The organism is Nocardiopsis ganjiahuensis DSM 45031, assembly GCF_000341085.1.
GTDB classification, from domain to species: Bacteria; Actinomycetota; Actinomycetes; order Streptosporangiales; family Streptosporangiaceae; genus Nocardiopsis; species Nocardiopsis ganjiahuensis.
Genome location: NZ_ANBA01000014.1, coordinates 222061 through 247965, shown reverse-complemented (window position 1 = coordinate 247965; position 25905 = coordinate 222061). Strand labels below are relative to the sequence as shown.

Below are 25905 nucleotides of genomic sequence, written 5' to 3'. Positions count from 1 at the left end.
AGGGCCTTCCTGACAGGAGGGGATCGGTTCAGCGGGTCGCGGGAGGTGGGACGCGTCCGGTGCTCACCCGGTTCGGTGGGCCTGGCCCGCTCCCCCGCCGACCGCGGCGTCGCCCTTGGCCTCCGCCGCCGTGGGAAGGGCGCCCGCCAGGGGCTCGCCGGTGTCGTTGAGCTTGTTCAGGAAGGGCCGGGTCCGCGTGTAGGTGATGGAGGTGACCGAGCAGGGGTCCACGCGCAGGCGCTGGAAGAGGTCGAGGTGCAGGCCCAGGGCGTCGGCGATGATCGCCTTGATCACGTCGCCGTGGCTGCACACCACGTACACGGGCGGCGCGGTTCCCGGGGCGGCCTGTTCGAGCAGCCGCCCGTTCCAGTCGCGAACCGCCTCCACGGCGCGGGCGGAGGTCGTGGCCAGGGCCTCGCCGCCGGGGAAGCGGGCGGCGCTGGGGTGGTCCTGGACCACCCGCCACAGGGGTTCGGCGGCCAGGTCGGTGAGGGACCGTCCGGTCCAGCTGCCGTAGTCGCACTCGACGAAGCGCTCGTCGGTGGTCACGGGTGTGCCGAGCCGTTCGGAGACCGCCTCGGCGGTCTCCTGGCAGCGCTCGAGCGGGCTGGACACGAGCGCGGCGGGGGCGAGCCCCTCCAGCCGGCCCGCCAGGTGGGCCGCCTGGATCCGGCCGTTGTCGTTCAGGTGCACACCGGGTGCGCGTCCCGCGAGGCGGGGCCCGGTGGAGTCGGTCATGCCGTGCCGTACGAGCAGGAGGGTGACCGCCTCGGGCGCGGCCGGGGCGTCCTCGGTCTCGGCCCGGGTTCCGGCAGGGGTGTCAGCAGGTGTCGCCATGCCCCCAGCCTAGGCGCGGACGGCGTCGGGGGCGGGCCACCGGTCGCGGCGGCCCGCCCCCAGGGGGCGGAGGTGAGTGGCTAGCCGACGCCGGCTCCGCCCGCCGGGGCGAGGACACCGGTGGAGACCAGCACGATGATGAGCACGCCCAGGGCGATGCGGTAGTACACGAACGGCATGAAGCTGTGGGTGGTGATGAACCGCATCAGCCAGGCGATGACCACGTAGCCGATGACGAAGGCGACCAGGGTGCCGACGATGGTGGCGCCCCATCCCGCGTACTCGTCGCCGCCGATGTCGAGCATCTTGTACAGGCCCGAGGCGAACACCGCGGGCATGGCGAGCAGGAACGCGAACTCGGCCGCGGCCGGCCGGGTGAAGCCGAGCAGGCGGCCACCGGTGATGGTGGCGCCCGACCGGGACACGCCGGGGATCAGCGCGAGGGTCTGGAAGAGGCCGAAGGTCAGGCCCCGGCCGAGGGTGAGGTCCTCGAGCTCGTTCTGCTTGCGGGCGTAGTGGTCGACGGCGCCGAGGATGAGGCCGAAGACGATCAGGGTCAGGGCGATGAGGCGCAGGTCCCGGAAGACCCCGTCGATCTGGTCCTCGAAGAGCAGCCCCAGGACGCCGATGGGGATCGTCGCGAGGATGATGTACCAGCCCATGCGGGCGTTGACGTCACCGCGCAGGTCCCGGTCGACCAGGGAACGGCACCAGACGGAGATGATCGCCCACACGCGTTTGCGGAAGTAGACCACCACCGCGAGTTCGGTGCCGATCTGGCTGACCGCGGTGAAGGCCGCGCCGGGGTCGGGCCAACCGAAGAAGGCCGCGAAGACGCGCAGGTGGGCACTGGAGGATACGGGCAGGAACTCGGTGAGCCCTTGGATGAGGCCGAGAACGACCGCCTCGAAGATGGACACTCGGTACGGACTTTCGTGACAGGTCCGGGCCTGGGGCGCGGAACTCGAAACCAGAAGGGTGACGGCCCGGGCGGACCGTGTCACGAGGAGGTGTGTGTCGGTCCCGGTCCGGACTGCGATGACAGTACGCAGCCAAGGTGTACCCAAGACCTACGCCGGGTCAACTACCCATGGCCGAGAGCCTACGGATTTGTGTGGATATGCCCCTTCGGTCGGCGGGAAGCCTCCCGCACCCAGCGCGTTCTCGGAGTGGGGTCCGGGGGACGGACGGGCGTGCGACCGGCGACCCGCGAAGCCCCCTCCCGGACGCCGGAGGTTCACCGGGCGTTCACGTCGGCATGTGGGATCCCGGCGCCTCCCGCCCCTCCCGGAGGCGGGTCCTCCCAGGTGTGGGCGACCGGTCTCCCGCACCTGACGCAGGTGGACACGGTACTCTCCGCCGCATGGAACAGCGACAGGTGGGCAGATCAGGGCTCTGGGTGTCTCGTACCGCCCTCGGCACGATGAGCTGGGGAAACGACACCTCCGAGGAGGAGGCCGGGCAGCAGCTCACCGCGTTCGTGGACGCGGGCGGAACGCTCGTGGACACCGCGGACATCTACACCGGCGGGCAGAGCGAGCGGATTCTGGGGCGTCTGCTGCGCGGTGCGGTCCGCCGCGAGGACGTGGTGGTGGCCACCAAGAGCGGGCACACCCCCGAGGGCTACCGTCCCGTGGACGGGTCCCGACGTCACCTCCTGGCTTCCCTGGACGCGTCGTTGCGGCGCCTGCAGACGGACTACGTGGACCTGTGGCAGCTGCACGTGTTCGACCCGCACACACCGCCCGAGGAGACACTGTCCGCGATGGAGGCGGCCGTGGCCTCGGGCAAGGCCCGCTACGTGGGGACCGGAGACCTGAAGGCCTGGCAGTTCGCCACCCTGGCGACCTGGCAGCGGGCGCACCCCGGGCGGGTGCCCCTGGTGAGCGCGGGCAGCGAGTACTCACTGCTCAACCGGGGCGCCGACCACGCGCTGCGCCCCGCCGCCGCGGCCAACGACGCGCACGTGATCGCGTGGTCGCCGCTGGGGCGGGGCGTGCTCAGCGCCAAGTACCGCAACGGGGTCCCGGCCGACTCCCGTGCCGCCTTCCCGCACATGGCGCCCTACGTGGAGCCCTACCTGGACGACCGCAGCCGCCGGGTGGTGGAGTCGGTGTGCACGGCCGCGGAGGGACTGGGCGTGTCCCCGCTCGCGGTCGCGCTGAGCTGGGCCCGGGACCAGGAGGGCGTGGCGGCCGCCGTGGTGGGTCCGCGCACCCTCTCCCAGCTGCAGGAGATCCTGTCCGTGGAGTCCGTGGAGCTTCCCCCCAAGATCCGGGACGCCCTGGACGACGCCACGGCCGGTCCCGAACGCTGACCCGGCCCGGCCCTCGACGGGTCGGGCGCGGACCGGGTCCGGCGGCGTCCGGAACAGGCGCGGCCGGGCGGGCGCTCAGGCCCCGGGCGCGGGTGTGACGGGGAAGTTCTGGTCGAAGACGTGGTCCGGGTCGTACTTGGCCTTGAGCTCGCGCAGGCGTCCCAGAGTGGGTTCGGGGAAGGCCTCGGACAGGACCTCGGGCCCGGTACGGGTGTCGAAGCTCAGGTAGAGCCCGCGCGCCGCCTCCCCCAGTTCCGCCCAGCGCCGGTCCAACAGGGCGGCCCGGCTGCCCATCGCCGCCAGGGAGAAGTTGGCCGAACGGTGGGCGTAGGCGGTGGCGTCCGGGGCGATGTCGTTGACCGCCCCGCCCACCTGCCGCAGCTGCATGAAGTACGTGTCACCCGTGTTGAGCATCCTGGCCATCGTCCGGGCCGCGTCAGGGGTGATGTGCTCCAGCAGAGCCGACCGGGAGACCGGGGTCCGGCTGCCGCCGTGCGGACCGCCGTGCCCGACCAGGACCGCCGGGTAGGGGGTGACCTGGGCCCGCTGGTCCAGGACCGGCCCCACCTGGAGGAAGGGCTCCAGCGCCCGGACCGCGGCGTCGGTGTCCTCGCCCGCGTACACGACCATCGCCTGGGCCGTGGGCCCCTGGCCGCCGCGGCCCGGGCCCGCGGCCAGGAACGCGGTGACCTCCCGTGGGGCGGCCTCGGCGACCGTCCCCCAGGCCTGGAGGAAGCCCTCGGTGTCGGAGGCGTCGTAGACGAACTGGCCGAGGACGACGTCGCGCACCGGGGAGGCCACGGCCTCCACGGAGGTGACCACCCCGAAGTTGGCGCCCGCGCCGCGCACGGCCCAGAAGAGGTCGGGGTGGTGTTCGGCGTCCACCCGCAGCACGCTGCCGTCGGCGGTGACCAGCTCGGCGGCGGTGAGGCGGTCGATGGTCAGCCCGTGGGCGCGGGACATGTAGCCCAGGCCGCCGGTGGTGGCGATCCCGCCGACGCCCACTCCCCCGTGGTCGCCGGAGCTGATCGCCAGGCCGTGCCGGTGCAGGGCGGAGCCGACGTCGCCCCACCGCGCGCCCACGCCGAGCCGGACCCGGCCGGACTCGGCGTCCAGGACCTCGATGCCGTTCATCCGGCCGAGGTCGAGGACGACGCCGCCGTCGTTGGTGGAGCGGCCGCTGATGCCGTGGCCGCCGCTGCGCACGTTGAGCGGCGCGTCCTGTTCGAGGGCGTAGGCGAGGGCCTCGGCCACCTGGTCGGGGTCGGTGGGCCTCAGCACCAGACCGGGTCGGCCCTGCTGCATGTAGCCGTGCCGGACCTTGGTGTAGCCCTTGTCGCCGGGTTCCACCGCGGAGTCGCGCAGGGCGGTGGGGACGGCGTCGTAGTCGATGCCGGGGCTGCGGGCGGCCAGGGCGGCGGCGGGGCGGACCGGCCCGGTCGGGGTTCCGGCGCCGGCGCGTTCGCGGTCGACCGCCTCGCGCAGGGCCGGGGCCACCTCCCGGCCGTAGGTCTCGATGGTGCGGGGGTCGTCCGTGCCCAGGATGAAGGTGCTGACCCCGTTCTCCAGGGCCAGGGGCAGCAGCTGCTCGACCCACTGTTCGGGCGGGCCCTGGAGGAAACCCCGGCCGACCGGGGTGAAGGCGGCACCGCTGAGGTTGAGCAGACGGCGGATCTGCCGCGGGTCGCGGCCGTTCTCGTGTGCGGAGTCGTCGATGACGCCGTTGAGTCCGGGCAGGTCCTCGACCTGGACGTAACCGAGGCTGGGCAGCCAGCCGTCGGCCTTGGCGCCGACCAGGCGGAGCATGCGGGGCTTGTAGGCGCCCAGCCAGATGCCGATGTCGTGGGCGGGCTCGGGGCCGCGCTTCATGCCGTGGGCGGAGTAGTGCTCGCCCCGGGTGCGCACCCCGCCCCGGCTGTCGGTGTCCCAGGTGGCGCGTATGAGGTCGATGGCCTCGGAGAGGGCGTCCACGGACTCACCCGGGGTGCGGCGGCCGCCGCCCATGGCGTGGATCGCGTCCCAGAAGCCCCCGGCGCCGAGCCCGAGTTCGAAGCGGCCCTTGGAGAGGCGGTCGAGGCTGGCCGCGGCGCGGGCCAGGACCGCGGGCGGGCGCAGGGGCAGGTTGATCACGTTGCCGGAGACGCGGAGGCGCTCGGTGCGGGAGGCGACCCAGCTCAGCAGGGTCCAGGTGTCGAGGAAGTCGGAGTTGTAGGGGTGGTCCTGGAAGGTGGCCAGATCCAGCCCGGCCGCCTCGGTGAGTTCGGCGAGCCCGACCACCCGGTCGGGGTCCTGGGCGCTCGGCGTGAGGAAGGTGCCGAATTCCAGGGGGTGTCCGTAGTCGGGCATGGATGGGTCTCCTCAGGGGATGGATCGTTTGTTCAGCAAATGATGTTCTGCACAACTTATCTTCCTCCACACCTATTCCTGGTAATCTCGGGCCATGACACCCACCACGCCGGAACGCGGCGAGGCCACCGGGGACAGCAACCTGGGCTGGTCCCTGGCCGTGCTGTTGCGCCGCTGGCACGAGCACGCGGAGGCGGCCCTGGCCGACCTCCCGCACGGCAGCCGCGGCTACCACGTGCTCGCCGCGACCTCCCGGGGTGACGCGCCCACACAGGCGGCGCTGGCCGAACGCCTGCTGATCGACCGCAGCGTGATGACCTACCTGATCGACGACCTGGAGGCGGCCGACCTGGTCCAGCGCCGCCCCGACCCGGCGGACCGCCGGGTCCGCAGGGTCTGCCCCACCGAGCACGGACTCGAGGTCCTCGCCCGGGCCGACGCCCTGGTCGGGCACATCGAGGAGCGGGTCCTGGGCGGGCTGGACCCCGACGCCCGGGCCCTCTTCCACGCCTCCGCCGCACGGGCCGCCACCGCCGTCCAGGAGTCCTCCCCCGGCACCGACCCCTGTGCCGCCGTCGTCCAGGTGACCGGGGGCGCGGCCGGAAACGCACAGGGCACCGTCGGCTGAGCCTCCGGCGGGCGGTCCCGCGCGCCCGCCCGAACGGCCGCGGACGCCCGACCGCGGGCAGTCCGGCGGGGCCGCCCTGTGGACAACGAACGCCGCGTGTCACCGCGAGTCGGTAGGCTCCCAGCGAGTCCATGAACGACCTGACGAGGGGAACCGGTGTCCGAGGCTGTCGAGAAGGTCAGTGCCGTCCTTGACCGGATGGGCGCTCCGCGCGCCCTCGCGCCGCGGCTGGTGTCCGTGTTGGGCCCACAGCCCGCAGCCGAGCTGGACGCCAACCCGTGGCTGCTCCTGCGCCTGCCCGACGTGACCGTCGAACAGGCCGACTACTGCGCCCGCAAACACCTGGGCGACGCAGCGCGGCCCGAGGACCCCCGCCGCCTGGGCTCCCTGGTCGGGCACACGCTGCGCACCGCCGCGTACCGCGGGCACACCGCGATCGAGGAGAAGCGGCTGGCCACGGTGGTCGGCCAGCTCGGGGTCGGCGATCCCCGCAGGGCCCTGGAGGCCGCGGTCACCGCCGAGGAGGTGGCGCTGTTCGAGAGCGCCGACGAACCCGACGACGACTTCGACTTCGAGGAGGACGGCGTCCCGGAGGTCCCGGACCTGCCCGACCCCGAGCGCTTCTACGCCCCCTACGACGTCGGCCACGCCGAGCAGCGGCTGGGCGAGCAGCTGCTGCGGCTGATCGGCGGCAGCGAACCGATCATGGACCCGGTGACCGCCGCGGAGACCCTGGAGGCCGCCACCTCCCAGGGAGGTTTCGAGATCTCCGAGACCACGCGGGAGGCGCTGCTCACCGCGACCCTGCGCCCGGTCACGGTGGTGCACCACGGCCCCGGCGACCAGGCCGAGGCCGCCCGGACCCTGGTCTGCCTGGCCGCGATCGCACAGGAGAGCCAGGTGGGGATCGCGGTGGTCGCCCCCACCGCGCAGACCGCCGCCGCCGTCAACGCCGACCTGGACCGGCTCCTCGGTTCGGGGACGTCCGAGGGTGCGCAGACGTCCGAGGAGGGTGAGCCCGGCGGGGACGCGGACGTACCGGGGGCGCCTCCGGTACGCGCGGTGTCCCTCGCCGCGCTCCTGGCCGGCGACCCGGTCCCGGCGGGGATCGTGGTGCTGTGCGAGTCGATGTCCCTGGGTGTGGCCCGGATGGCCGACCTGGTGTCGACCTGTGTCGACGACGCCCACCTGGTCCTGCTGGCCGACCCGGACCAGGCCCCCTCGGCCGCTCCGGGCCGTGTGGTGGCGGACGTGGCCGCCTCGCGCACCGCGCACGTGGCGGCCGTCGCCGACGACGCCGAACCCGGGCCCGTGGCCGTGCTCGCCCGCGCGGTCGCCGAGGGCGGATGGCCCGAGGTCGAGGCGCCCGGCCGCGAGGTGGTGCGGGTCCCGGCCGCCTCCGCCGAGGAGGCCGCCCACCGTGTGGTCCAGCTGGTCACCGACTCCATCCCGCGCGCCCTGGGCATCGACGCCGACCAGGTCCAGGTGGTCACCTCACGCGAGGACGGCCCGGCCGGCGCCCGCGCGATCAACGCCGCCTGCAAGGAGGGGCTGAACCCGGGCCCGGGGGCGCACGGCGGATTCGACGCGGGCGACCGGGTGGTCCTGACCGCTGGGGGCCCCGGCTACGGGCCGGGCGAGACCGGCTACCTGCGCGAGGTCTCCGGCGGCGCGGTCGTCGAACTGACCGGCGGGTCCCGGGTCACCGTGACCGACCCGTCCGCGCTGCGCCACGGTTGGGCGGTCAGTGTGGCGGTCGCCCACGGCGGCCGCTGGCCCGCGGTGGTGGCGGTCTTCCCGCCCCAGGTCCCGGTCTCCCGCCCCCAGGTGTACACGGCACTGACCCGGGCCACCCGGCACGTGTCGGTCGTGGACGCCACCGACGGCGCCCTGGAGACCGGTGTGCGCGAGACCCTCGCCCCGGACCGGACGACCCGGCTGGCCCTCGTCCTGAGGGAGGGCTGAGCCCCGCCCAGGGCCCCGGAATGTCGCACCCCCGTGGCAGTCTGCGCGGCATGGAGACCACCGCACTCGTCGACGCCTGGCGTCGGCTGCTCATCAACCCCGACGCCACCTGGGTGCTCTTCGAGCACGGCACCTGCGTGGTACTGACCTCACCGGGCGAGGACCTGCGAGCCCAGGCCCTCGACCTCCTGCGCGAGTACGGCCCGATCCTGCCGGGCAGCCCGGCCGGGGACTTCGACGTGATCCACCCCGACAGCGCCGAGGGATGGGTGGTGACCGGGCACCATGCCGACATCCTCACCTACGTTCCGCCCGAAGCGGTGACGGAGGAGTCCGATCTCGCGATCGGACTGCACGGACGCGACCGGCGCCACCGGGACGCCGCAGATCCGCGGATCGTGCACGTGGAGGACGGCCGTACCGCTCTCAGCGACGGTACCGGCGGCACTCCCCCGTGAACACGGTGGCGACCTGGTGCCGCATCAGGCAACGTTTGCCCTGTCGAGGACGGCGCGTAGGCACCGGTCGTCGTCGGGATCCTTGGATGTCTTCCAGGTCTTCAGGCTTGGAAAGGAGACGGCCACCGGCGTACTTCGGATACAGCGAGCAGAAGCCGCCGGCGTCGAAATTGTGGATCACATCCCGCACCCGGTCTTCGCTGGTGAACGCCACCTGGGCGATTCTCGCCACCGGCATGCCCTGGGCGGACAGCAGGACCGTCTGGGCTCGCCGCCAGGTCACCACCGACCCGGTGCCCCTGCGGGATGATCCGCAGCAGCCGTCTGCCCTCGCCGTCGTCGATCTCGCGTACACGTACTCGCTCGGCCATAGGCCAACGGCCTGGCGTCAACGTGCAGCCAGGAACAGGACCTTCGCGAGTCACCCCATGCGGCGCCGCCGCAGTTCCTCCAGCCACCCTCGTACCTGCCCGTCGTCGTGCAGGTACGGCTCCTCGGGCCCTGGCCGCAGATCGATTCCATGCAGCAACCCCAGTGCCCACCAGGTCAGCTCATCCCGCTCAAGACGACTGCCGTCGTCGTGGCAGTCCTCCTCGGCCCAACGGGCGGCCCACCGGTCGGCAGCGTCACGGCTCATCCGGCCTTCGAGCAGCGCGACGAAACAAGCCTCGACCTCATCCAGACCCGGCTGCTGATCACCATCCACACCCCGCAGCGTAGCCACCACCTGCAACCATCCGCGGAACACTCCCCAGGACCGGGCGGCGGCGCTGGGCGACGGTGGGTGGCCTGGACCGGGTTCGGGGCGCTGGCCGCGGCAGGTGCGCTCTGGCTGGTGCTGGGTCCCGGGGTTCGCGGCGGTGCATTTCGTCCCCGACGCGTCGGTGGCCCTGCCGGCCACCGGCGCCCTCGGGGCGTCGACGGTGCTGCCGCGGCTGGTCAGACCCGGTCGAGGAAGCCGCCGTCGACGACCAGGTTCTGGCCGGTGACGAAGGTGGCGGCCGGGCTGGCCAGGAACGCGACCGAGCGTGCGACCTCCTCCGGGCGGCCGAGACGACCTGAGGGGATGCGTTCGCGGATGCTCTCGTAGAAGTCCGGGTCGTTCTCCCTGCGCCGCTCCCAGCCGCCGCCCGGGAACTCGATGGGACCGGGCGAGACGGTGTTGACCCGCAGGCCCTCGGGCGCCCACTCGCGGGCCAGCGAGGACGCGTGGTGGTTCAGCGCCGCCTTGACCGCGCCGTAGGAGCGGGCCCCGGCGGGCTTGGTCACGTGCAGGGCCGAGGTGGTGGAGACCAGCACCACCGAACCGCCGCGCTCGGAGGCGAGCAGGTGCGGTTTGGCCGCCTCGGTCAGGCGCACGAACGGCATGACATCGGCGTTGAACCCGCGTTCCCACTGGTCGGGGGTGGGCGCGCTACCGCCGGAGACGTTGGAGACCAGCACGTCCAGCCCGCCGAGTTCAGCGGCCGCGTCGTCCACGAAGGCCGGCAGCGCGCCGTGGTCGGTCACGTCCAGGGCCCGCTCGAAGACCTTGGCGCCGGTCTCGGCCAGTTCCCGGGCCGCCTCGGCCAGAGCCTCGGGGCCGCGCGCGCAGATGGCGAGGTCGGCGCCCTCCTCGGCGAACACCTGGGCGATGGCGCGGCCGATCCCCCTGCTGGCGCCGGTCACCACGACCCGCGCCCCCGACAGTCCCAGTTCCATACCGTCCGCCTTCCGAAACGTCACCGTGCCGCCGGTACCCGCGCGGGTACCGGCGGGCAGATCGTACCGGTGCCCGGGACACACGTGTGGGCGGCACCCCGGTCTGGGGGGCCGCCCACAGTACGCGGGTCAGGCTCCGGTGGAGTGGAACCCGCCGTCGACGTGCACGATCTCACCGGTGGTGGCCGGGAACCAGTCCGACAGCAGGGCCACGACCGCCTTCGCGGCGGGCTCGGGGTCGGTGACGTCCCAGCCCAGCGGGGCGCGCTCGGGCCAGTGCTTGGCCAGTTCCTCGAACCCGGGGATGCTGCGGGCGGCCATGGTGCTCAGCGGGCCCGCCGAGACCAGGTTGACCCGCACGTTCTTGTCACCCACGTAGCGGGCCAGGTAGCGGGCGGTGGAGGTCAGCGCGGACTTGGCCACGCCCATCCAGTCGTAGATGGGGTAGGAGACGCTGTTGTCGAAGTCCATGGCGACCACCGAGCCGCCGTTGCCCATGAGAGGCAGCAGGGACGTGGTGAGCGACTTCAGGGAGAAGGTGGACGTGTGCATCGCCGTGGCGACGTCCTGCCACTCGGTGTTGAGGAAGTTGCCGCCCAGGGCGTCCTGCGGGGTGAAGCCGATGGAGTGGACGACGCCGTCGAGTCCGTCGACGTGCTCGCCGACCCGCTCGGCGAGGCTGGCGAGCTGCTCGTCGTCGGTGACGTCCAGTTCCAGGACGGGGGGCGTCTCGGGCAGGCGCTTGGCGATGCGCTGCACCAGACCCATACGGCCGTAGCCGGTGAGCACGACCGTGGCACCCTGCTCCTGGGCGAGGCGGGCGACGTGGAAGGCGATGGAGGAGTCGGTGAGCACCCCGGTGACGAGGATGCGCTTACCTTCGAGGATTCCCATGGTGGGGTGGTCCGTCCTGTCTGTGGCTGGGGCCGGAAGGGATCCGGCCGTTGGCGTGCGGTCAGCGGACCCGGCTCAGTGGCCCATGCCCAGGCCGCCGTCGACGGGGATGACGGCGCCGGTGACGTAACCGCCGCCGGGGCCGGTGAGGAAGCTGACGGTCTTGGCGATGTCGTCGGTGGAGCCGAGACGGCCCAGGGGGACGTTCTTCTTGATCTCCGCCTGGCGCTCCTCGGGCAGGGCGGCGGTCATGTCGGTCTCGATGAACCCGGGGGCGACGACGTTCACGGTGATGTTGCGCGAACCCAGCTCGCGGGCGAGGGAGCGGCCGAAGCCGACCAGCCCGGCCTTGGAGGCGGCGTAGTTGGCCTGGCCGCCGGAGCCGAGCAGGCCCACGACCGACGAGATCAGGACGATGCGGCCGAAGCGCTTGCGCATCATGCCGCGCACGGCGCGCTTGGCGACGCGGAAGGATCCGGTGAGGTTGGTGTCCAGGACGGAGGAGAAGTCGTCCTCGCTCATCAGGGCGAGGAGCTGGTCCTTGGTGACACCGGCGTTGGCGACGAGCACCTCGACGGGGCCCTGGGCCTCCTCGACCTCCTTGAAGGCGGCGTCGACCTGGGCCGAGTCGGTGATGTCGCAGCGGACGCCGAGCAGGCCCTCCGGGGGTTCGCCGGAACGGTAGGTGACCGCCACGTTGTCCCCGCCCGCCGCCAGCTCACGGGCGATGGCCAGACCGATCCCTCGGTTGCCACCGGTGACCAGTACCGAGCGCGACATAGGGGTTCCTCTTCTCTGCGGCTGTCATGAACAGCCGTGACGTAGTTCAGGGGTGGACGTGTTCCGGGTGCGGATCGCCTTGCAGGTTACCGAGCTACCCGCCAGTAGACGCAACCGAGGCGGCGAAGGGGACCGATCGGGGCGATCCGGATGAGCGGGCACGCCCGGGAGGGCCCGGTGGGACGGGGCTCCCGACCTGGAGGGGACACGGAGTGAACCCGGTCACCCGGGCCGGCCGGCGGCGACATGGCTCACCCGTTCCGTCCACTCCGACGGCGGTCGCCCGGCGTACGCCCTTCTGGCGGCCCTGCCTGCGGGCCGGGGGATGCGGCTTGCCCCGGGACTGTCCGGCCGGCACCGTCACAGGTGGAGGCGGTGCGGATGGCGAAGGACGGTTCAGGCCCAGCCCGCGTCGTGGGCGAGGATGGCCGCCTGCACCCGGTTGGACATGTCCAGTTTGGCGAGGATCCGGCTGACGTGGGCCTTGACGGTGGTCTCCCGCATACCCAGAGCCCGCCCCACCTCGGCGTTGGACTTGCCCTCGGCGACCGCCACCAGGACCTGGCGTTCGCGTTCACTGAGTACCGAGAGCCTGCGCAGGGCCTCGGTGCGCCCGGCCGCGGAGTCCGCGGGGGCGGGCGCGGCGAAGCGTTCGAGCATGCGCTTGGTGACGCTGGGAGCGAGCATGGCGTGGCCCTCGTTCACGGTGTGCACGGCGTTGATGAGCTCGCGCGGCGGGGTGTCCTTGAGCAGGAAGCCGACCGCCCCGGCACGCAGCGCGCCGTGCACGTACTCGTCCAGGTCGAAGGTGGTGAGCAGGACGGTCTTGGGCGCCTGGGGCAGCGCGCTCAGCCGGGCGGCCGCGGCCAGGCCGTCCGTGCCGGGCATACGGATGTCCAGCAGCACCACGTCGGGGGTGAGCTCCTGGGCCAGGCGCACGGCCTCCTCGCCGTCGCTGCCCTCGCCGACCACCGCGATACCGGGATCGGCCTCCAGGATCATCCGCAGCCCGGACCTGACCAGGAGTTCGTCATCGACCAGGAGCGTGCGGATCACCGTCGGCGCCCTCTTCCTCAACCTCGGCGGAGTGTGGTTCGGGTTCGGGGACCGTGTTCGGGCCCTCCTCCCCCACCGGCAAGATAGCGCGCATCCGCCACCCTCCGTCAGAGCACACCTCGGCGCTGAGCTCTCCCCCGGCCAGCACGACGCGTTCACGCAGCCCGGTCAGGCCGTACCCGCTGCGCGGAGGGGCGTGGACCGGGCCGGTTCCGGGCCCGTTGGCCACCTCGATCTCCAACCGGTCCTCGCCGTGGTGCAGCCACACCTCCACCGGGGCGCCGGTGGCGTGCTTGGCGGCGTTGGTCAGGCCCTCTTGGACGATGCGGAAGGCGGTGCGCTGGACCGCGACCGGCAGCGGCCGGACCCGCCCGGTCTCCTCCCGTCTCACCTGCATCCCGGCCCCGCGCCATTCGCTGATCAGGCGTTCGAGGTCGTGGAGGACAGGTTGGGGCGCGGTGGGCGCGGTGTCGGTGCCGTCGTCACGCAGGACGCCGAGGATGCCGCGCAGTTCAGCGAGGGCCTCGCGGCCGGTGGTGCGGATGAGCCCGGCCGTCTCGACGGTGCGCGGTTCGGTGGCCGACACCTCCAGGCCGCCCGCGTGCAGGACCATGAGGCTGACCCGGTGGGCGACCACGTCGTGCATCTCACGGGCGATGCGGGTGCGTTCGGCGCTGATGGCCTGCTCGGCCATCATGTGCTGTTCGCGCTCCAGGCGCTCGGCCCGTTCCTGGAGGCGGTCGATGAGCTGGCGGCGGGTACCGATCCACAGTCCGGCGATGGTCGGCACGACCAGGAACAGGATCGCGCTCATCACGAAGGCGAACACTGTGGGACTGAGGGTGACCGCAACGCCCAGACAGCCCAGCGCGAACCAGCCAACGAGGGGTCTGCGTTCGCTGAAGTGCGCCGGATAGGAGTACAGCCCCACCATGAGCGGGACCGGGTTTCCGTACAGGAACAGGAGCACCAGGCCTGCCAGCATGAGCCATTTGGGTTCGGTTCGGCGCCACAGCATCGTAGCCGAGGCCAGGACCCCGGGCACCACGAAGATCAGGAAGCCCCATCCGAGGACGACCAACTGGTTGGCCAAGAGATCGGACCCCAGCGGAAGCAGGAAGGCGGTGAAGCCCAGGGCGGCCCCGGCCCCCGCCAGCATCCCGATCCCGGTGAACGGCAGGGTGAAGACGGCGTAGCTCCAGTCGGCGACGCGCAGGCGGCGGCTCCACCACCAGTGCCAGTTGTGGCTCAGCAGGGCGCCGAAGTCCCGCAGCCGATCCTCTACCCACGTCCTCATCCGCCAGAGTCTACGGCGGCCCGACCACCCCGGGTCGTTCGTTCGGCCGACCCCGTGCTCCGGCGGTCCGATCGTCGATCTTTGCGTGTCGCCCCAGTTCACCGAGGTCTCCCGAGCCCGGCGGGCACGACCGAATGCACCGGCACCCCCTACGAAAGTCGGGGGGTGTCCTGTCGAAGGAGTCCCGAACCCCTGCCGTGTCATGCCTTTGGCCGGTACCGGGATCAGCCCCTGGGCCGAGGCGCCGGGGTCCCTCACGGTCCTAGCGTGGAGAACACGCCGAAGGACACGGGGCCACCCGGCCGGTCGGCACCATCCCTTTCCCGAGTTCTGGAGTTGTTCTGTCGTGACCGAGTCCGCTGTGAAACCCACGTCCCCGGTCCAAGCCCCGCCGGTGGTGGTGGCGCGAGGACTCACCAAGATCTACGACACCGGCGGCAGCCAGGTGCACGCCCTGGCCGGGGTGGACGTCGAGTTCCACCGGGGCGCCTTCACCGCGATCATGGGGCCCTCCGGTTCGGGCAAGTCGACCCTGATGCACTGCCTGGCCGGGCTGGACGTGCCCACCTCCGGCACCGTGCACCTGGGCCGCACCCAGATCACCGGCCTGCGCGACGGCGACCTCACCCTGCTGCGCCGCGACCGCATCGGCTTCATCTTCCAGTCGTTCAACCTGCTGCCGATGCTCACCGCCGAGCAGAACATCCTGCTCCCCTCGCAGATCGCCAAGCGCAAGGTCGACCAGGCCCGCTTCGACCACGTCGTCGACGTCGTGGGGCTGCGCGACCGGCTCGGCCACCTGCCCGCCAAGCTCTCCGGCGGCCAGCAGCAGCGCGTGGCGGTCGCCCGCGCCCTGCTCAACGCACCCGAGGTCGTCTACGCCGACGAGCCCACCGGCAACCTGGACTCCCGTTCGGGGGCCGAGGTCCTGACCTTCCTGCGCGACTCCGCCAAGGACCTGAACCAGACCGTCGTCATGGTCACCCACGACCCGGTCGCCGCCTCCTACGCCGACCGGGTGGTCTTCCTGCGCGACGGCCGCCTGGTGGACGAGGTCCTGGACCCGACCGCCGAGACCGTCTCCGAGCGCCTGCTGAAGCTGGAGGCCTGAGCCCCGTGCTACGCACCACACTCGCCGGGCTCAGACTCCACAAGTCCCGGTACGTCACCACCGTCCTGGCCATCCTGCTCGGCGTCATGTTCGTCTCGGGCACCCTGGTCTTCGCCGACACCCTCGAGGCCAGTTATGAGGAGTCGGTGATGGGTTCGGCGACCAGCGTCGACGCCATCGCCGTCCCCGAAGCGCCCGAGGGCCAGGACGAGGACGGCTTCCCGCTGGACCCCGTCCCCTTCGACGAAGCCGTACTCGACGACATCCGCGCCCTGCCCGAGGTCTCCGAGGCCGACGGCCTGATCCGCGGCCAGGCCGTGCTCCTGGACCCCGAGGGCCGGGCCTTCGGGTTCGTCCCGCCCGCCGCCATCGCGTTCGGTGAGGTCAGCCGGCTCTCCGCGAGCGAGGGGGCGCTGCCCGCCGCCGACGACGAGATCGCCCTGGCCACCTCCACCGCGGACCAGGCCGGGTTCGGAGTCGGCGACACCGTCACCGTGCTCGACCCCGACCAGGAGAAGCGCGAGTTCACCGTCACCGGTCTGGTCAACTTCGGTGTGGACCGCACGTACAGCTTCGCCGGCGCCCTCGTCTTCGCCCCGGAGACCATCCAGGAGATGACCGGGGCCGAGGGCTACTCCGAGATCGACGTGCTGGCCGCCGAGGGCAGGACCCCCGAGGACGCGGCCGCGGCGGTCGCCTCGGTCACCGGGACCGACGTGCCCACCGGCGCGGAGTTCGGTGAGGAGATGGCGGAGGCGTCCGGGGCCGACACCCAGATCCTGCGCATCTCCCTGCTGCTCTTCGGCGTCATCGCGATGTTCGTCGCCGGGATCGTCATCTACAACACCTTCGCGATCCTCATCGCCCAGCGCCAGCGCGAACTCGCCCTGCTGCGCTGCGTGGGCGCCAAGCGCGGACAGGTCTTCCGTTCCGTACTGACCGAGTCGTTCGTGGTGGGCCTGTTCGCCTCCGCGCTCGGTGTGCTCGCCGGTGTGGGCATCGGTGCGCTCGGAGCGCGGTTCGGCGGCCGGCTGGTGGGGACCGACGCCACCGCGAGCGTGGTGATCAGCCCCACCGCCGTGATCATCGGTCTGCTGATCGGCACCCTGATGACGGTGTTCTCCGCGCTCGTCCCGGCCGCACGCGCCACCCGCGTGTCCCCGCTGGCGGCCCTGCGCACCAGTGCCACCGCGGCCGGCCTGGAGAAGGGCACGGGTTGGGTGCGCGTGGTCTTCGGCCTGCTGGCCTTCGGTGTCTCCGCGGCGCTGGTCGGCATGAGCCAGATGACCCGCCCCGACCCGGCGGGCCTGTTCATCGTGACGGGTGCCGCCCTGGTCGCCTTCGTCGGTGTGGTCGTCCTCGGCCCGCTGCTGGTACGCGGGATCGTACGGATCATCGGTGTCCCGCTGCGCCGCGTGGGTGTGCCGAGCATGCTCGCGGTGGACAACTCCACCCGGAGCCCGCGCCGCGCCGCCACCGCGATGATCGCCCTCACCGTGGGCGCCACGCTCATCACCGGCTACTCGGTGGTCAGCGCCTCGGTCGAGACCACCATGACCAAGCAACTGGACGAGTCCTTCCCGGTGGACTACCAGGTGAGCGCCCAGTACTCCCTGGAGGACACGGGCAGCGCCGAGGACCCGGGGACGGACCAGGCGGAGGCTCCCGAGGACGGGGGCGCCGAGGGTCCGGTCACCGAGGACGACGCCGGGACCGAAGCCGCCGCTGAGGACGGCGCCACCGACGAGGTCGGGGAGCCCTTGGTCCCGGACGAGGTCAAGGAGACACTGGCCGCGAGCCCCCTCCTGGGCAAGGTGATGGGCGAGAGGTCCACCTACGTGGACCTGTCCCCGGACTCCGGCGTGCCGGGGATGCCGGTGACCGCCTACTACGGAGCCGAGATGGGTGTCGACCTCCAGGGCGAGACCGTCGAGGGAGAACTGACCGACCTCGGGCCCGGCAAGGCGCTGATCACGGAGGACCACGCGGACGGGCTGGGCGTCGGTGACACCCTCGCCGTGCCCGCGCCGGGGGGCGACCTCGACCTGGAGGTCGCCGCGGTCCTGGAGACCAACGCGTCCTTCTGGGGCGCGATCATCACCCCCGAGGACTTCACCTCGGCCTTCCCCGACATCCAGGGGGACCGCTTCCTCCACATCCGCGCCGCGGAGGGGGCCGACCCGGCCGAGGTCCGCGAGGCCGTCTACACGGCGGTCGACGAGTACCCGACCGTCCAGGTCATGTCGGTGGCGGAGATGAAGAACCAGTTCTCCGAGATGATGGACATCGCCTTCTACACGATCGCGGCGATGCTGGGCCTGGCGATCATCATCGCGGTGTTCGGCATCTCCAACACGATGGCGCTGTCGGTCCTGGAGCGCACCCGCGAGTCCGCTCTGCTGCGTGCGCTGGGGCTGGCCAAGGGACAGCTGCGCCGGATGCTCAGTGTCGAGGCCGTGCTGCTGTGCCTGATCGGCGCGGGGATCGGCATCGTCCTGGGTGTGGTCTTCGGCTGGGCGGCCAGTTCCGCGGTCCTGCCGGGCCTGGTGTTCAGCGTCCCCGGGGCGCAGATCGCGGTGTTCATCGCGATCGCGGTCCTGGCCGGTCTGCTGGCCGCGGTGCTGCCCGCCCGCCGGGCCGCCGGAACCTCGATCACCGGGGCGCTCGCCAGCGAGTAGGTCGGTCAAAACCGAACAGCACCACGGAAAATCGGCGCGGGCCCTCACCTACGGGTGGGGGCCCGCGCCTACTGTGTCGGTAGTCCAGGGAGGGGTGGCGTGATGAGTGGTTCGGCCTCGGTACCGGTCGCCGCCGGGCAGGTGGTGTGGGGAACACCCGCGGCCCGGTGGATGCTGACGGCCATGGTCCTGGGTTCGGGGATGGCGTTCCTGGACTCGACGGTGGTGACGGTGGCGCTGCCCGCGATCCAGGGGGACCTGGACACGGGGCTGGCCGGACTCCAGTGGATCGTCAACGGCTACATGGTGACGCTGTCCGCGCTGATCCTGCTCAGCGGTTCGCTGTCCGACCGGTTCGGCCGGGTCCGGCTGTTCATGGTCGGGGTGGCGGTGTTCGCCCTGGCCTCGGCGCTGTGCACGTTCGCGCCGACCCTGGAGTGGCTGGTCGCCGGGCGGGTGATCCAGGGGGTGGGCGGCGCGCTGCTGACCCCGGGGAGCCTGGCCATCCTCCAGGCGGGCTTCCATGAGGACGACCGGGCGAGGGCGATCGGGGCGTGGTCGGGGCTGACCGGTGTGGCCTCGGCGGTGGGACCGTTCGTGGGCGGCTGGCTGGTGCAGATCGGCGACTGGCGGCTGATCTTCCTCATCAACCTGCCGATCGCCGCCGCGGTGCTGCTGATCGCCTGGTTCAAGGTGCCCGAGTCCCGGGACGCCTCCGCGGCCCGGCGCCTCGACTACAACGGCGCGCTGCTGGGTGTGGTGGCGCTGGCAGGGATCACCTACGCCCTGATCCAGTGGGGCGCGGCGGGCGGCACGCCGACGGTGTGGACCGCCGTCGCCGTGGGTGTGCTGGCGCTGGCCGCGTTCCTGTTCGCGGAGTCGCGCAGCACCGCCCCGATGCTGCCGCTGGGCATCTTCCGGTCGCTGCCGTTCAGCGTGACCAACGCGGCCACCGTGATGATCTACGGTTCGCTGGGGCCGCTGCTGTTCCTCCTGGTCATCTACCTCCAGGAGGTGTCGGGCTACTCTCCGGTCGCCGCCGGGGCGGCCTCACTGCCGATCACCGTCCTGATGCTGCTGCTGTCGGCGCGGTCGGGCAGGATCGCCGCCCGGATCGGACCGAGGCTCCAGCTGGTGGTCGGCCCCCTGCTGCTGGCTGCCGGTTTCGTGCTGCTGTCCCGGTTGGAGGGGGACGCCCCCTATCTGACCGGAGTGCTGCCGGGGGTCCTGCTGGTGGCGCTGGGCCTGTCCACCACCGTGGCACCGCTCACCGCGACGGTGCTCGCCTCGGTCCCGGAGCGGCACGCCGGTCTGGCGTCGGGGGTGAACAACACGTTCGCGAGGGGCGCGCAGCTGATCGGTGTGGCCGCGGTGCCGGTCCTGGCCGGGATCGGCGGTTCGGGCGGTGAGGGCTCGGAGGCGCAGGGGGACACGTCGGCGCTCGCCGCCGGCTTCGGCACGGCGATGCTGATCCTGGCAGGGCTGTGTGTGCTGGCCTCGCTGTGTGCGCTGGTCCTGCCGCGCGGCCGGATGCCCGAGGCCTCCGAGGCGGCCGACCGGGGGTCCCTGCCGGAGGAGACCAGCGCGCTGGAGCCGCTCGACCATGAGCACCCGGTGCGGTTCTGCGGCGTGTCCGGCCCACCGCTGCGCTCCTGCCCCGGGTCGACCGCGGGCGGCAGTACCGATGGCCCTTCGGCCTAGTCCTCGTAGCGCTCCGGGGGCCGGTCGTTGGTGGCGTTGGGATCGGGGACCACGCTCAACGCCTCCTCCTCGGCGCTGCGGTCACCGCCCCAGCGCTGACGCGGGACAGCGCCCAGGCGCTCGGCCCGTACCTCGTCGTTGATGCCCAGCCTGCCGCGGCTGTCGTCGTCCTCGAAATCGTAGCTGAGGATGTTGTGGTCGGGGTCGATGACCCGCTCTCGTTGGGCGACCTCACTCGCCTGGGGATCGTCGCCCAGGTCCAGGTCCACCTCGTAGGGTTGCTCGGTCACTGTGTCCGCCTCCTACCCCTGGGTCTTCCCCGCTTTGACCTCGATGATCGCAAATCCTCGTGCGCTTGTGAAGAAACTCGTGCGTCGGCGGGGGCGGGCGTGGGGCGCATACGCGAAGGACCCCGAGGCGTGTGCTCTCGGGGTCCCAGTGGTGCCGGAGGCGGGCGTTCAGACCTCGTCCGGGTCGTCCACCTCGTGCATCGCCTCCTTCTCCGCGCCGATCTCGTCGAGGTCGAAGTCCTCCTTGGGCAGGACGTCGTCGCGTTCCTCGCGGACCTCCTGGTCGATACCCCGCTCGGTGGCGGAGCTCTCGTCCTCGAAGGTGTAGCCGTAGACGGGCGCGTCCGGGTTCTGGCGGCTCTCCGCCAGAGCGATCTCGCTCTCCTCGGGGTCCTCACCCATGTCGGAGTCGACGTCGTAGGGCTGTTCGGACATGTGGTCCCCCTTTCTCACTGTCCTGACACTCGCATGATGGCAGTTCAGGCACGAGGGACGAAAGGGGACACGGTCCCGGGCCCGGATCAGCGCCGGGTGTTCTCCGCGCGGCGCAGCCGCAGCGGGCGCAGCGCCGCCTCGAGGGCGACCGCCCCGTCGAGCTTGCTCTGGCCGACCACCCGGTCCTCGAAGTGGATGGGGATCTCCATGATCTTCTGGCCGCGGCGGAAGGCCCGGTAGTGCATCTCCACCTGGAAGGCGTAGCCGGTGCTCTCGATGCTGGCCAGGTCCAGCACCTCCAGGGCCGAGGCCCGCCAGATCTTGAAGCCGGCGGTGACGTCCTGGACGGGGATCGACAGGACCGTCTTGATGTAGGTGTTGGCCCAGCCGCTGAGGAGGCGGCGGCGCATCCCCCACGTCTCGGACAGGCTGCCGCCCGGAACGTAGCGGCTGCCGATGACCACCCCGGCGTTGGTGGAGTGCAGGGTGCCCAGGAGCTGGGGGAGGTATCCCGCCGGGTGGCTGAGGTCGGCGTCCATCTGCACCACGTAGTCGGCGCCGTCGGCCAGGGCCCGGGTCATGCCCTCCACGTAGGCGCGGCCGAGGCCGTCCTTGCGGACGCGGTGGACCACGGAGAGCCGCCCCCCGAGCTCCACGGCGAGCTTGTCGGCGACCTCGCCGGTGCCGTCGGGCGAGTTGTCGTCCACCACCACGATCCGCAGCTCCGGCAGGTCGAGCGCCATGAGCTGGGCGACCAGCACGGGCAGGTTCCCGGCCTCGTCGTAGGTGGGGACGACCACGGTCAGGCGCGAGCTCCGCCACGGCTCGGGCAGTGCCACCGGCTCGGGGGTGACCCGCACCGGCGCGGACGGGGCGTGCTCCGGGTGCGTCGGGTGGGAGGGCATGCGCGGCAGCTCCTGAAGTGCGTGGGCGTCGGTACTGGCTGAGCAGGGAACGAAAAGGACGCTGGTGCGTCAAGGATCACGCATAGTGCGCTGACCGCACAATAGCCGTGGACGGCAGGGTACGCGCTTCTTCGGTCCGCCGAGGGAGGAAGGCCCCTCCGGGGTCACTGGCCGCGTTCGTCGGCGACCACCGCCACGTGGACGAGGGCGCCGGTCTCCTCCAGGGTCAACAGGACCTCGGGGTCGGCACTGCTGTCGGTGACCAGGTGGGCGATCTCCTCGGGGGCGACGGTGGGCACCATGGTGTCGGCGCCCACCTTGGTGTGGTCGGCCAGCACGATGGTCTCCTCGGCGCAGGCGGACAGTGCCCGGTCGAGACTGGCCACAGCGGGGTTGGGGGTACTCAGCCCCCGGTCGGCGCTGACACCGTTGCCGGACAGGAAGGCCCGGTTGACCCGCAACCCCGCCAGGGACGCCTCCGCGGCCGCACCGACCAGGGCCCGCATGGGCGCGTGGAGGGTGCCGCCGGTCATGACCACCTCGACCCCGGTGGCCCCGGCCAGTACGTCGGCGACCCGGAGGGAGTTGGTGACCACGGTGAGGTCGCCGTGGCCCAGGAGCGCCCGGGCGAAGGCCTCGGCCGTGCTGCCGGGGCCGATCGTGACCGCGTCACCGGGGCGGACCAGCCGGGCGGCGACGGTGGCGATCGCGGCCTTCTCCGCGGCGCACTGGCCGCTCTTGCCGGTGTAGCTCTGCTCGTGGCCGATCCTGCCGGGCAGCGAGGCGCCGCCCCGGCGGCGGTCCAGCAGGCCCTCGGCCTCCATCGCCCGCACGTCACGGCGGACCGTGACCTCGGAGGCGCGTACCTTGGCGGCGATGTCCCTCAGGGACATGCTGCCGTTGGCCCGCACCAGTTCCAGGATGCGCTCCCGGCGCTCGGCGGCGAACGCCGGACGGCTCTCCTCGGCCATGGGTACGGACCCACCCTTCCGTGCTGGTGACTGTGGCACGGCAGGGGAACCGTGCCGTTCTAGAGTACGGAGCGATCCTCGGGGGAATGCGTTCCGGACTCGGGCTCCTCCGTCAGAAGGGTCACCAGGACCACAGCGGTGAGGGCCACGAGGCCGATGAGCGCTCCGGCGCCGAACAACATGACGACAGACATCTGAGCCTCCAAGGGGGCGGGCTGACCTGCCACTTACCGGATGCCCCGTTTGGCTCCGGCTCACACCACCGATCGTGTTGAAGATCAGCCACAATGGGGGCATGACCCTCAGCTCCGCGCCCCTCGAGTCCACGGTGTGGTGGGCCCACACCTCCGCCGCGAGCGAACGTCTGCTGCGCCTGCTGGACAGTGGGGAACTCGCCCGCCAGTCCCGGTTCCGGCTCCAGGCCGACCGCGACCGCCACCTCCTGGGGCGTTCCCTGGCCCGGCTGGTACTGGCCGAGCGCGCCGGCTGTGCTCCCGAGAAGGTGACCTTCGAGCTGCGCTGCCTGTCCTGCGAGGACAAGTCGCGGACCGGCGCGGAGAGGGGCGACGACGCCCCCCACGGCAAGCCGGTGCCCACCGGCGCGGCCCAGGGGTGGGAGATCTCGGTCAGCCACTCCGGCGAGTGGGTGGCCCTGGCCCTGGCCCGGGAGGTGGCGGTCGGCGTGGACGTGGAGCGGGTCTCGGAGACCCGGGACCTGGCCGGGCTGGCGGGGTACACGCTGTCCGACGCCGAACAGCAGGTGTGGAGCGCCCTGCCCGCGGAAGGCAGGGTGGGGGCGTTCTTCGGTTACTGGGCGCGCAAGGAGGCCCTGCTCAAGGCCACCGGGCTGGGACTTTCGGGTGGGCTGAGGAGGGTCACGGTCAGTCCTCCGCACGCACAGGCGCGGCTGCTCTCCTGGGAGGGCGGTGGCGGCCCCGGAGCCGCGTGGCTGTCGGACCTGGACCGCGGCTCCGAGTACCGGTCGGCGCTGGCCGTGCTGACCGACCGTCCGGTGCAGCTGGCGGTGCACCCTCCCGAGCACACCGCCGACCTCCTGCGCGGTTAGGCCTCCCGGGCCAGGTGGCGGCTGATGACCATGCGCTGCACCTGGTTGGTGCCCTCCACGATCTGCAGGACCTTGGCCTCGCGCATGTAGCGCTCGACGGGGAAGTCCCGGGTGTAGCCGTAGCCGCCGAAGACCTGGACGGCGTCGGTGGTGACCTTCATGGCCGTGTCGGTGGCCATGAGCTTGGCCATGGCGGCCTGTTTGCTGAAGGGGCGCCCGGCGTCGCGCAGGCGGGCGGCGGACAGGTAGAGCTCCCGGGACGCGGCGGTCTGGGTCGCCATGTCGGCCAGCATGAAACCCAGACCCTGGAAGTCGCCGATGGCGCTGCCGAACTGGCGGCGCTCGCGGGAGTAGGAGACGGCGGCGTCGAGGGCCGCCTGGGCCAGACCCACGGCGCAGGCGGCGATGCCCAGCCGACCCGAGTCCAGGGCGGACAGGGCGATCCCGAAGCCGCGGCCCTCCTCCCCCACGAGGGCGTCCGCGCCGATCTCGACGTCGTCGAACAGGACCCCCGCGGTGGGTGAGGAGCGCATGCCCATCTTGTGCTCGGGTGCCGCGGAGCCGAGGCCGGGGGTGTCCGCCGGGACGTGGAAGCAGCTGATGCCGCGCGCACCCGAGTCCGGGGCTCCGGTGCGGGCGAAGAGCGTGTAGTAGTCGGCCTCCCCGCCGTGGGTGATCCACGCCTTGGCTCCGTTGACCCGGTAGCCGCCGCCGGTGCGTTCGGCCCGGGTGGCCAGTGCCGCGGCGTCGGAGCCGGACGCGGTCTCGGACAGGCAGTAGGCGCCCAGGAGTCCACCGCCGACCATGGCGGGCAGGCGGGCGGCCTTCTGCTCGGGAGCGCCGAAGGCGGCCAGCGGGTAGCAGGAGAGGGTGTGGACGCTGACGCCCAGGCCGACCGCGAGCCAGCCGCGGGCGAGCTCCTCCACGACCTGGAGGTAGACCTCGTAGGGCTGCTCGCCGCCGCCGTACTCCCCCGGGTAGGGCAGTCCGAGCAGCCCGGCCTCGCCCAGGGTGGCGAAGACGCCGCGGGGGAAGACGGAGTTCTCCTCGTCCCCGGCCGCGCGCGGGGCGATCTCCTTGTCCACGATCTCGCGGGTCAGCTCCAGGAGCTGCTCCGCCTCCGGTGTGTGCAGCGTGCGTTCGACCGTCATGAACTCTCCCAGGGTTGCGCGCCCAGGTGCGCCTCGGACCGACTGCCTCCGCGGGATCGCCGCGTATTTAGTAGGTCGTCCAACTATATGGTGACGCACGGCACCATATCCCAACGGGCCACGCCGGGCGGCATCCAGGTACGTCTGGACGAAGGGCGCGGATCGCACCCCGCCCACTGCACGGGATGTGTGGCTCACCCCTTCTCGTCACCACGTCTGTACACAGAGCGCCTCCGCACCTTAGATTCCACGCATGGACCTCGAACTCCGCCACCTACGTACGATCTGCCTCCTGGCCGACACCGGCAGCGTGACCAAGGCGGCCGCCGCGCTGTCCACGTCCCAGCCGGCGCTGACGACCCAGCTGCAGAGGATCGAGCGTCAGGTGGGCGGCCCCCTCTTCCACCGCGGCCGCTCGGGGGTGCGGCCGACGGAGCTCGGGGAGTTCGTGCTGGTCCGCGCGCGTGCGGTCCTGTTGTCGATGGACGACCTGGTGCACGACATCACGGCGCGCGGAGCCTCACCGAGCACGCTGTGCGTGGGCGGGGTCGGACCGCTGACCGTGGAGTTGTCGGCGCGCCTGCCGGAGGTCTTCCCGAACGTTCCGGTCCACGTGCGCACCGAGTACTCTCCCAAGCTGGTCACCGACCTGGTGCGGGCCGGCCGGCTGGACGTCGGTACGACCATCGACTACGTGGACCGCGACCTGCCCACGGACGGCCCCCTGGCCTGGGCGATGCTCGCCGTGGACCCCCTGCACGTGGCCCTGTGGTCCGATCACCCCATGGCGGAGAAGCCGTTCATCCGCCTGGAGGACCTGGCCGAGTGCCCGTGGGCGCTGACCCCGCCGGACGGCACCGGCTGGCCCGAGTGCTTCTACCTGGCCTGCCAGCGGGCCGGGTTCAGCCCGCAGGTGCCCTACCGCCTCTACGAGCGCTCCGAGATCCGCGACCTCATCGCCGACCGCCGGGCGATCGCCCCGTGCCAGTCGGACTTCGAGTCCGGGAGGGGCGTGGTGGTGCGCCAGCTGGAGGGCGCCCCGATACAGCTGCGCCACCTGTTGGTCTGGCGCCGTGACAGCAGCGTGCACCAGGCCTCCGACCGCATCGCCCGCCTCGCCCGCGAGATCCTGGACCGGGCGCCGGCCGACAGGGGAAACCCGCCGACCACGGCCTGACCTCGTCCGACGCACCGACATCGCAGGTGGGTCCCTCAGCCGTGCCCACTTTACGTTACCGGCGGTTGCAGTTATGAACCATGTTCGTATGATGTTTACGCACCGGTAACGTACTGACGAGTAGGAAGCTCTGCCCCCCGT

25 protein-coding genes are annotated in these 25905 nt (G+C 72.1%); 9 read left to right on the top strand and 16 right to left on the bottom strand.

Going from position 1 to position 25905, the window contains the following annotated elements; translation table 11 throughout:
- Positions 1–63: 63 nt before the first annotated feature.
- Positions 64–837 (bottom strand): MSMEG_4193 family putative phosphomutase, encoded by a 774-nt coding sequence (locus D458_RS0120840; protein ID WP_017588677.1) that lies wholly within the window; start codon positions 835–837, stop codon positions 64–66.
- An 80-nt stretch (positions 838–917) separates the two neighbouring features.
- A complete protein-coding gene (locus D458_RS0120835) occupies positions 918–1757 on the bottom strand; it encodes an undecaprenyl-diphosphate phosphatase (protein ID WP_017588676.1) in 840 nt (279 codons plus the stop codon).
- A gap of 443 nt (positions 1758–2200) precedes the next feature.
- Here D458_RS0120835 and D458_RS0120830 point away from each other — a divergent pair, with 443 nt between their 5' ends.
- Positions 2201–3154, top strand: coding sequence for an aldo/keto reductase (locus D458_RS0120830; protein ID WP_193374638.1), 954 nt, complete (start codon positions 2201–2203; stop codon positions 3152–3154).
- Between the two features lie 75 nt (positions 3155–3229).
- On the opposite strand, the gene D458_RS0120825 is transcribed toward D458_RS0120830, so the two are convergent.
- Entirely contained in the window at positions 3230–5500 is a 2271-nt protein-coding gene (locus D458_RS0120825) for an LLM class flavin-dependent oxidoreductase (RefSeq protein ID WP_017588674.1), read from the bottom strand.
- Between the two features lie 94 nt (positions 5501–5594).
- Here D458_RS0120825 and D458_RS0120820 point away from each other — a divergent pair, with 94 nt between their 5' ends.
- From D458_RS0120820 to D458_RS0120810, 3 genes are all read left to right on the top strand, one after another.
- The gene (locus tag D458_RS0120820) at positions 5595–6128 is read left to right on the top strand and encodes a MarR family winged helix-turn-helix transcriptional regulator (protein ID WP_017588673.1); all 534 of its coding nucleotides are present in this window, start codon (positions 5595–5597) and stop codon (positions 6126–6128) included.
- Positions 6129–6284: 156 nt separating this feature from the next.
- Positions 6285–8093: a helix-hairpin-helix domain-containing protein gene (locus D458_RS0120815; protein ID WP_017588672.1), complete on the top strand. Its 1809-nt coding sequence runs from the start codon at positions 6285–6287 to the stop codon at positions 8091–8093.
- A 50-nt stretch (positions 8094–8143) separates the two neighbouring features.
- The gene (locus D458_RS0120810) at positions 8144–8551 is read left to right on the top strand and encodes a hypothetical protein (RefSeq protein WP_017588671.1); all 408 of its coding nucleotides are present in this window, start codon (positions 8144–8146) and stop codon (positions 8549–8551) included.
- Here the strand turns inward: D458_RS0120810 and D458_RS37245 are convergent.
- The 7 genes from D458_RS37245 to D458_RS0120780 form a co-directional block, all read right to left on the bottom strand.
- On the bottom strand, positions 8520–8789 hold the full coding sequence (locus tag D458_RS37245; protein ID WP_338037016.1) for a hypothetical protein: 270 nt from the start codon (positions 8787–8789) through the stop codon (positions 8520–8522). The two genes, D458_RS0120810 and D458_RS37245, sit on opposite strands and share 32 nt — an antisense overlap.
- Positions 8790–8972: 183 nt before the next feature.
- Entirely contained in the window at positions 8973–9257 is a 285-nt protein-coding gene (locus D458_RS0120805; RefSeq protein WP_026119528.1) for a hypothetical protein, read from the bottom strand.
- 233 nt (positions 9258–9490) lie between these two features.
- Positions 9491–10252, bottom strand: coding sequence for an SDR family NAD(P)-dependent oxidoreductase (locus D458_RS0120800; RefSeq protein WP_017588669.1), 762 nt, complete (start codon positions 10250–10252; stop codon positions 9491–9493).
- Positions 10253–10381: 129 nt separating this feature from the next.
- Positions 10382–11146, bottom strand: coding sequence for an enoyl-ACP reductase FabI (gene fabI, locus D458_RS0120795; protein ID WP_017588668.1), 765 nt, complete (start codon positions 11144–11146; stop codon positions 10382–10384).
- Positions 11147–11221: 75 nt separating this feature from the next.
- Entirely contained in the window at positions 11222–11926 is a 705-nt protein-coding gene (gene fabG, locus D458_RS0120790) for a 3-oxoacyl-ACP reductase FabG (protein ID WP_017588667.1), read from the bottom strand.
- A gap of 396 nt (positions 11927–12322) precedes the next feature.
- Positions 12323–12982, bottom strand: a complete 660-nt coding sequence (locus D458_RS0120785; protein ID WP_017588666.1) for a response regulator — start codon at positions 12980–12982, stop codon at positions 12323–12325.
- Positions 12957–14279 carry a histidine kinase gene (locus tag D458_RS0120780; RefSeq protein ID WP_017588665.1) on the bottom strand — a complete coding sequence of 441 codons (1323 nt, stop codon included), beginning with the start codon at positions 14277–14279 and terminating at the stop codon, positions 12957–12959. The genes D458_RS0120785 and D458_RS0120780 overlap by 26 nt, the downstream gene beginning before the upstream one ends.
- Positions 14280–14625: 346 nt before the next feature.
- Here D458_RS0120780 and D458_RS0120775 point away from each other — a divergent pair, with 346 nt between their 5' ends.
- The 3 genes from D458_RS0120775 to D458_RS0120765 all read left to right on the top strand — a co-directional run bounded on the left by D458_RS0120775 (position 14626) and on the right by D458_RS0120765 (position 19769).
- Complete coding sequence (locus D458_RS0120775; RefSeq protein ID WP_017588664.1) at positions 14626–15390, top strand: ABC transporter ATP-binding protein; 765 nt, start codon at positions 14626–14628, stop codon at positions 15388–15390.
- A 5-nt stretch (positions 15391–15395) separates the two neighbouring features.
- Complete coding sequence (locus tag D458_RS0120770; RefSeq protein ID WP_017588663.1) at positions 15396–18068, top strand: ABC transporter permease; 2673 nt, start codon at positions 15396–15398, stop codon at positions 18066–18068.
- Between the two features lie 102 nt (positions 18069–18170).
- Positions 18171–19769: an MFS transporter gene (locus D458_RS0120765; protein ID WP_017588662.1), complete on the top strand. Its 1599-nt coding sequence runs from the start codon at positions 18171–18173 to the stop codon at positions 19767–19769.
- Here D458_RS0120765 and D458_RS33815 read toward each other — a convergent pair.
- The 5 genes from D458_RS33815 to D458_RS37975 form a co-directional block, all read right to left on the bottom strand.
- Entirely contained in the window at positions 19766–20059 is a 294-nt protein-coding gene (locus D458_RS33815; protein ID WP_017588661.1) for a hypothetical protein, read from the bottom strand. The genes D458_RS0120765 and D458_RS33815 overlap by 4 nt on opposite strands.
- Before the next feature lie 168 nt (positions 20060–20227).
- The gene (locus D458_RS0120755; protein ID WP_017588660.1) at positions 20228–20494 is read right to left on the bottom strand and encodes a hypothetical protein; all 267 of its coding nucleotides are present in this window, start codon (positions 20492–20494) and stop codon (positions 20228–20230) included.
- A gap of 86 nt (positions 20495–20580) precedes the next feature.
- Positions 20581–21399 (bottom strand): polyprenol monophosphomannose synthase, encoded by an 819-nt coding sequence (locus D458_RS0120750; protein ID WP_017588659.1) that lies wholly within the window; start codon positions 21397–21399, stop codon positions 20581–20583.
- Between the two features lie 164 nt (positions 21400–21563).
- A complete protein-coding gene (locus D458_RS0120745) occupies positions 21564–22370 on the bottom strand; it encodes a DeoR/GlpR family DNA-binding transcription regulator (RefSeq protein WP_017588658.1) in 807 nt (268 codons plus the stop codon).
- A gap of 59 nt (positions 22371–22429) precedes the next feature.
- Entirely contained in the window at positions 22430–22564 is a 135-nt protein-coding gene (locus tag D458_RS37975) for a hypothetical protein (protein ID WP_017588657.1), read from the bottom strand.
- A 101-nt stretch (positions 22565–22665) separates the two neighbouring features.
- Between D458_RS37975 and D458_RS0120735 the strand changes: the two genes are divergently transcribed.
- Entirely contained in the window at positions 22666–23436 is a 771-nt protein-coding gene (locus D458_RS0120735) for a 4'-phosphopantetheinyl transferase family protein (RefSeq protein ID WP_017588656.1), read from the top strand.
- On the opposite strand, the gene D458_RS0120730 is transcribed toward D458_RS0120735, so the two are convergent.
- Entirely contained in the window at positions 23433–24587 is a 1155-nt protein-coding gene (locus D458_RS0120730; protein WP_017588655.1) for an acyl-CoA dehydrogenase family protein, read from the bottom strand. The genes D458_RS0120735 and D458_RS0120730 overlap by 4 nt on opposite strands.
- A gap of 253 nt (positions 24588–24840) precedes the next feature.
- Between D458_RS0120730 and D458_RS0120725 the strand changes: the two genes are divergently transcribed.
- Positions 24841–25764, top strand: a complete 924-nt coding sequence (locus tag D458_RS0120725; RefSeq protein WP_017588654.1) for a LysR family transcriptional regulator — start codon at positions 24841–24843, stop codon at positions 25762–25764.
- The last annotated feature ends 141 nt before the right edge of the window (positions 25765–25905 follow it).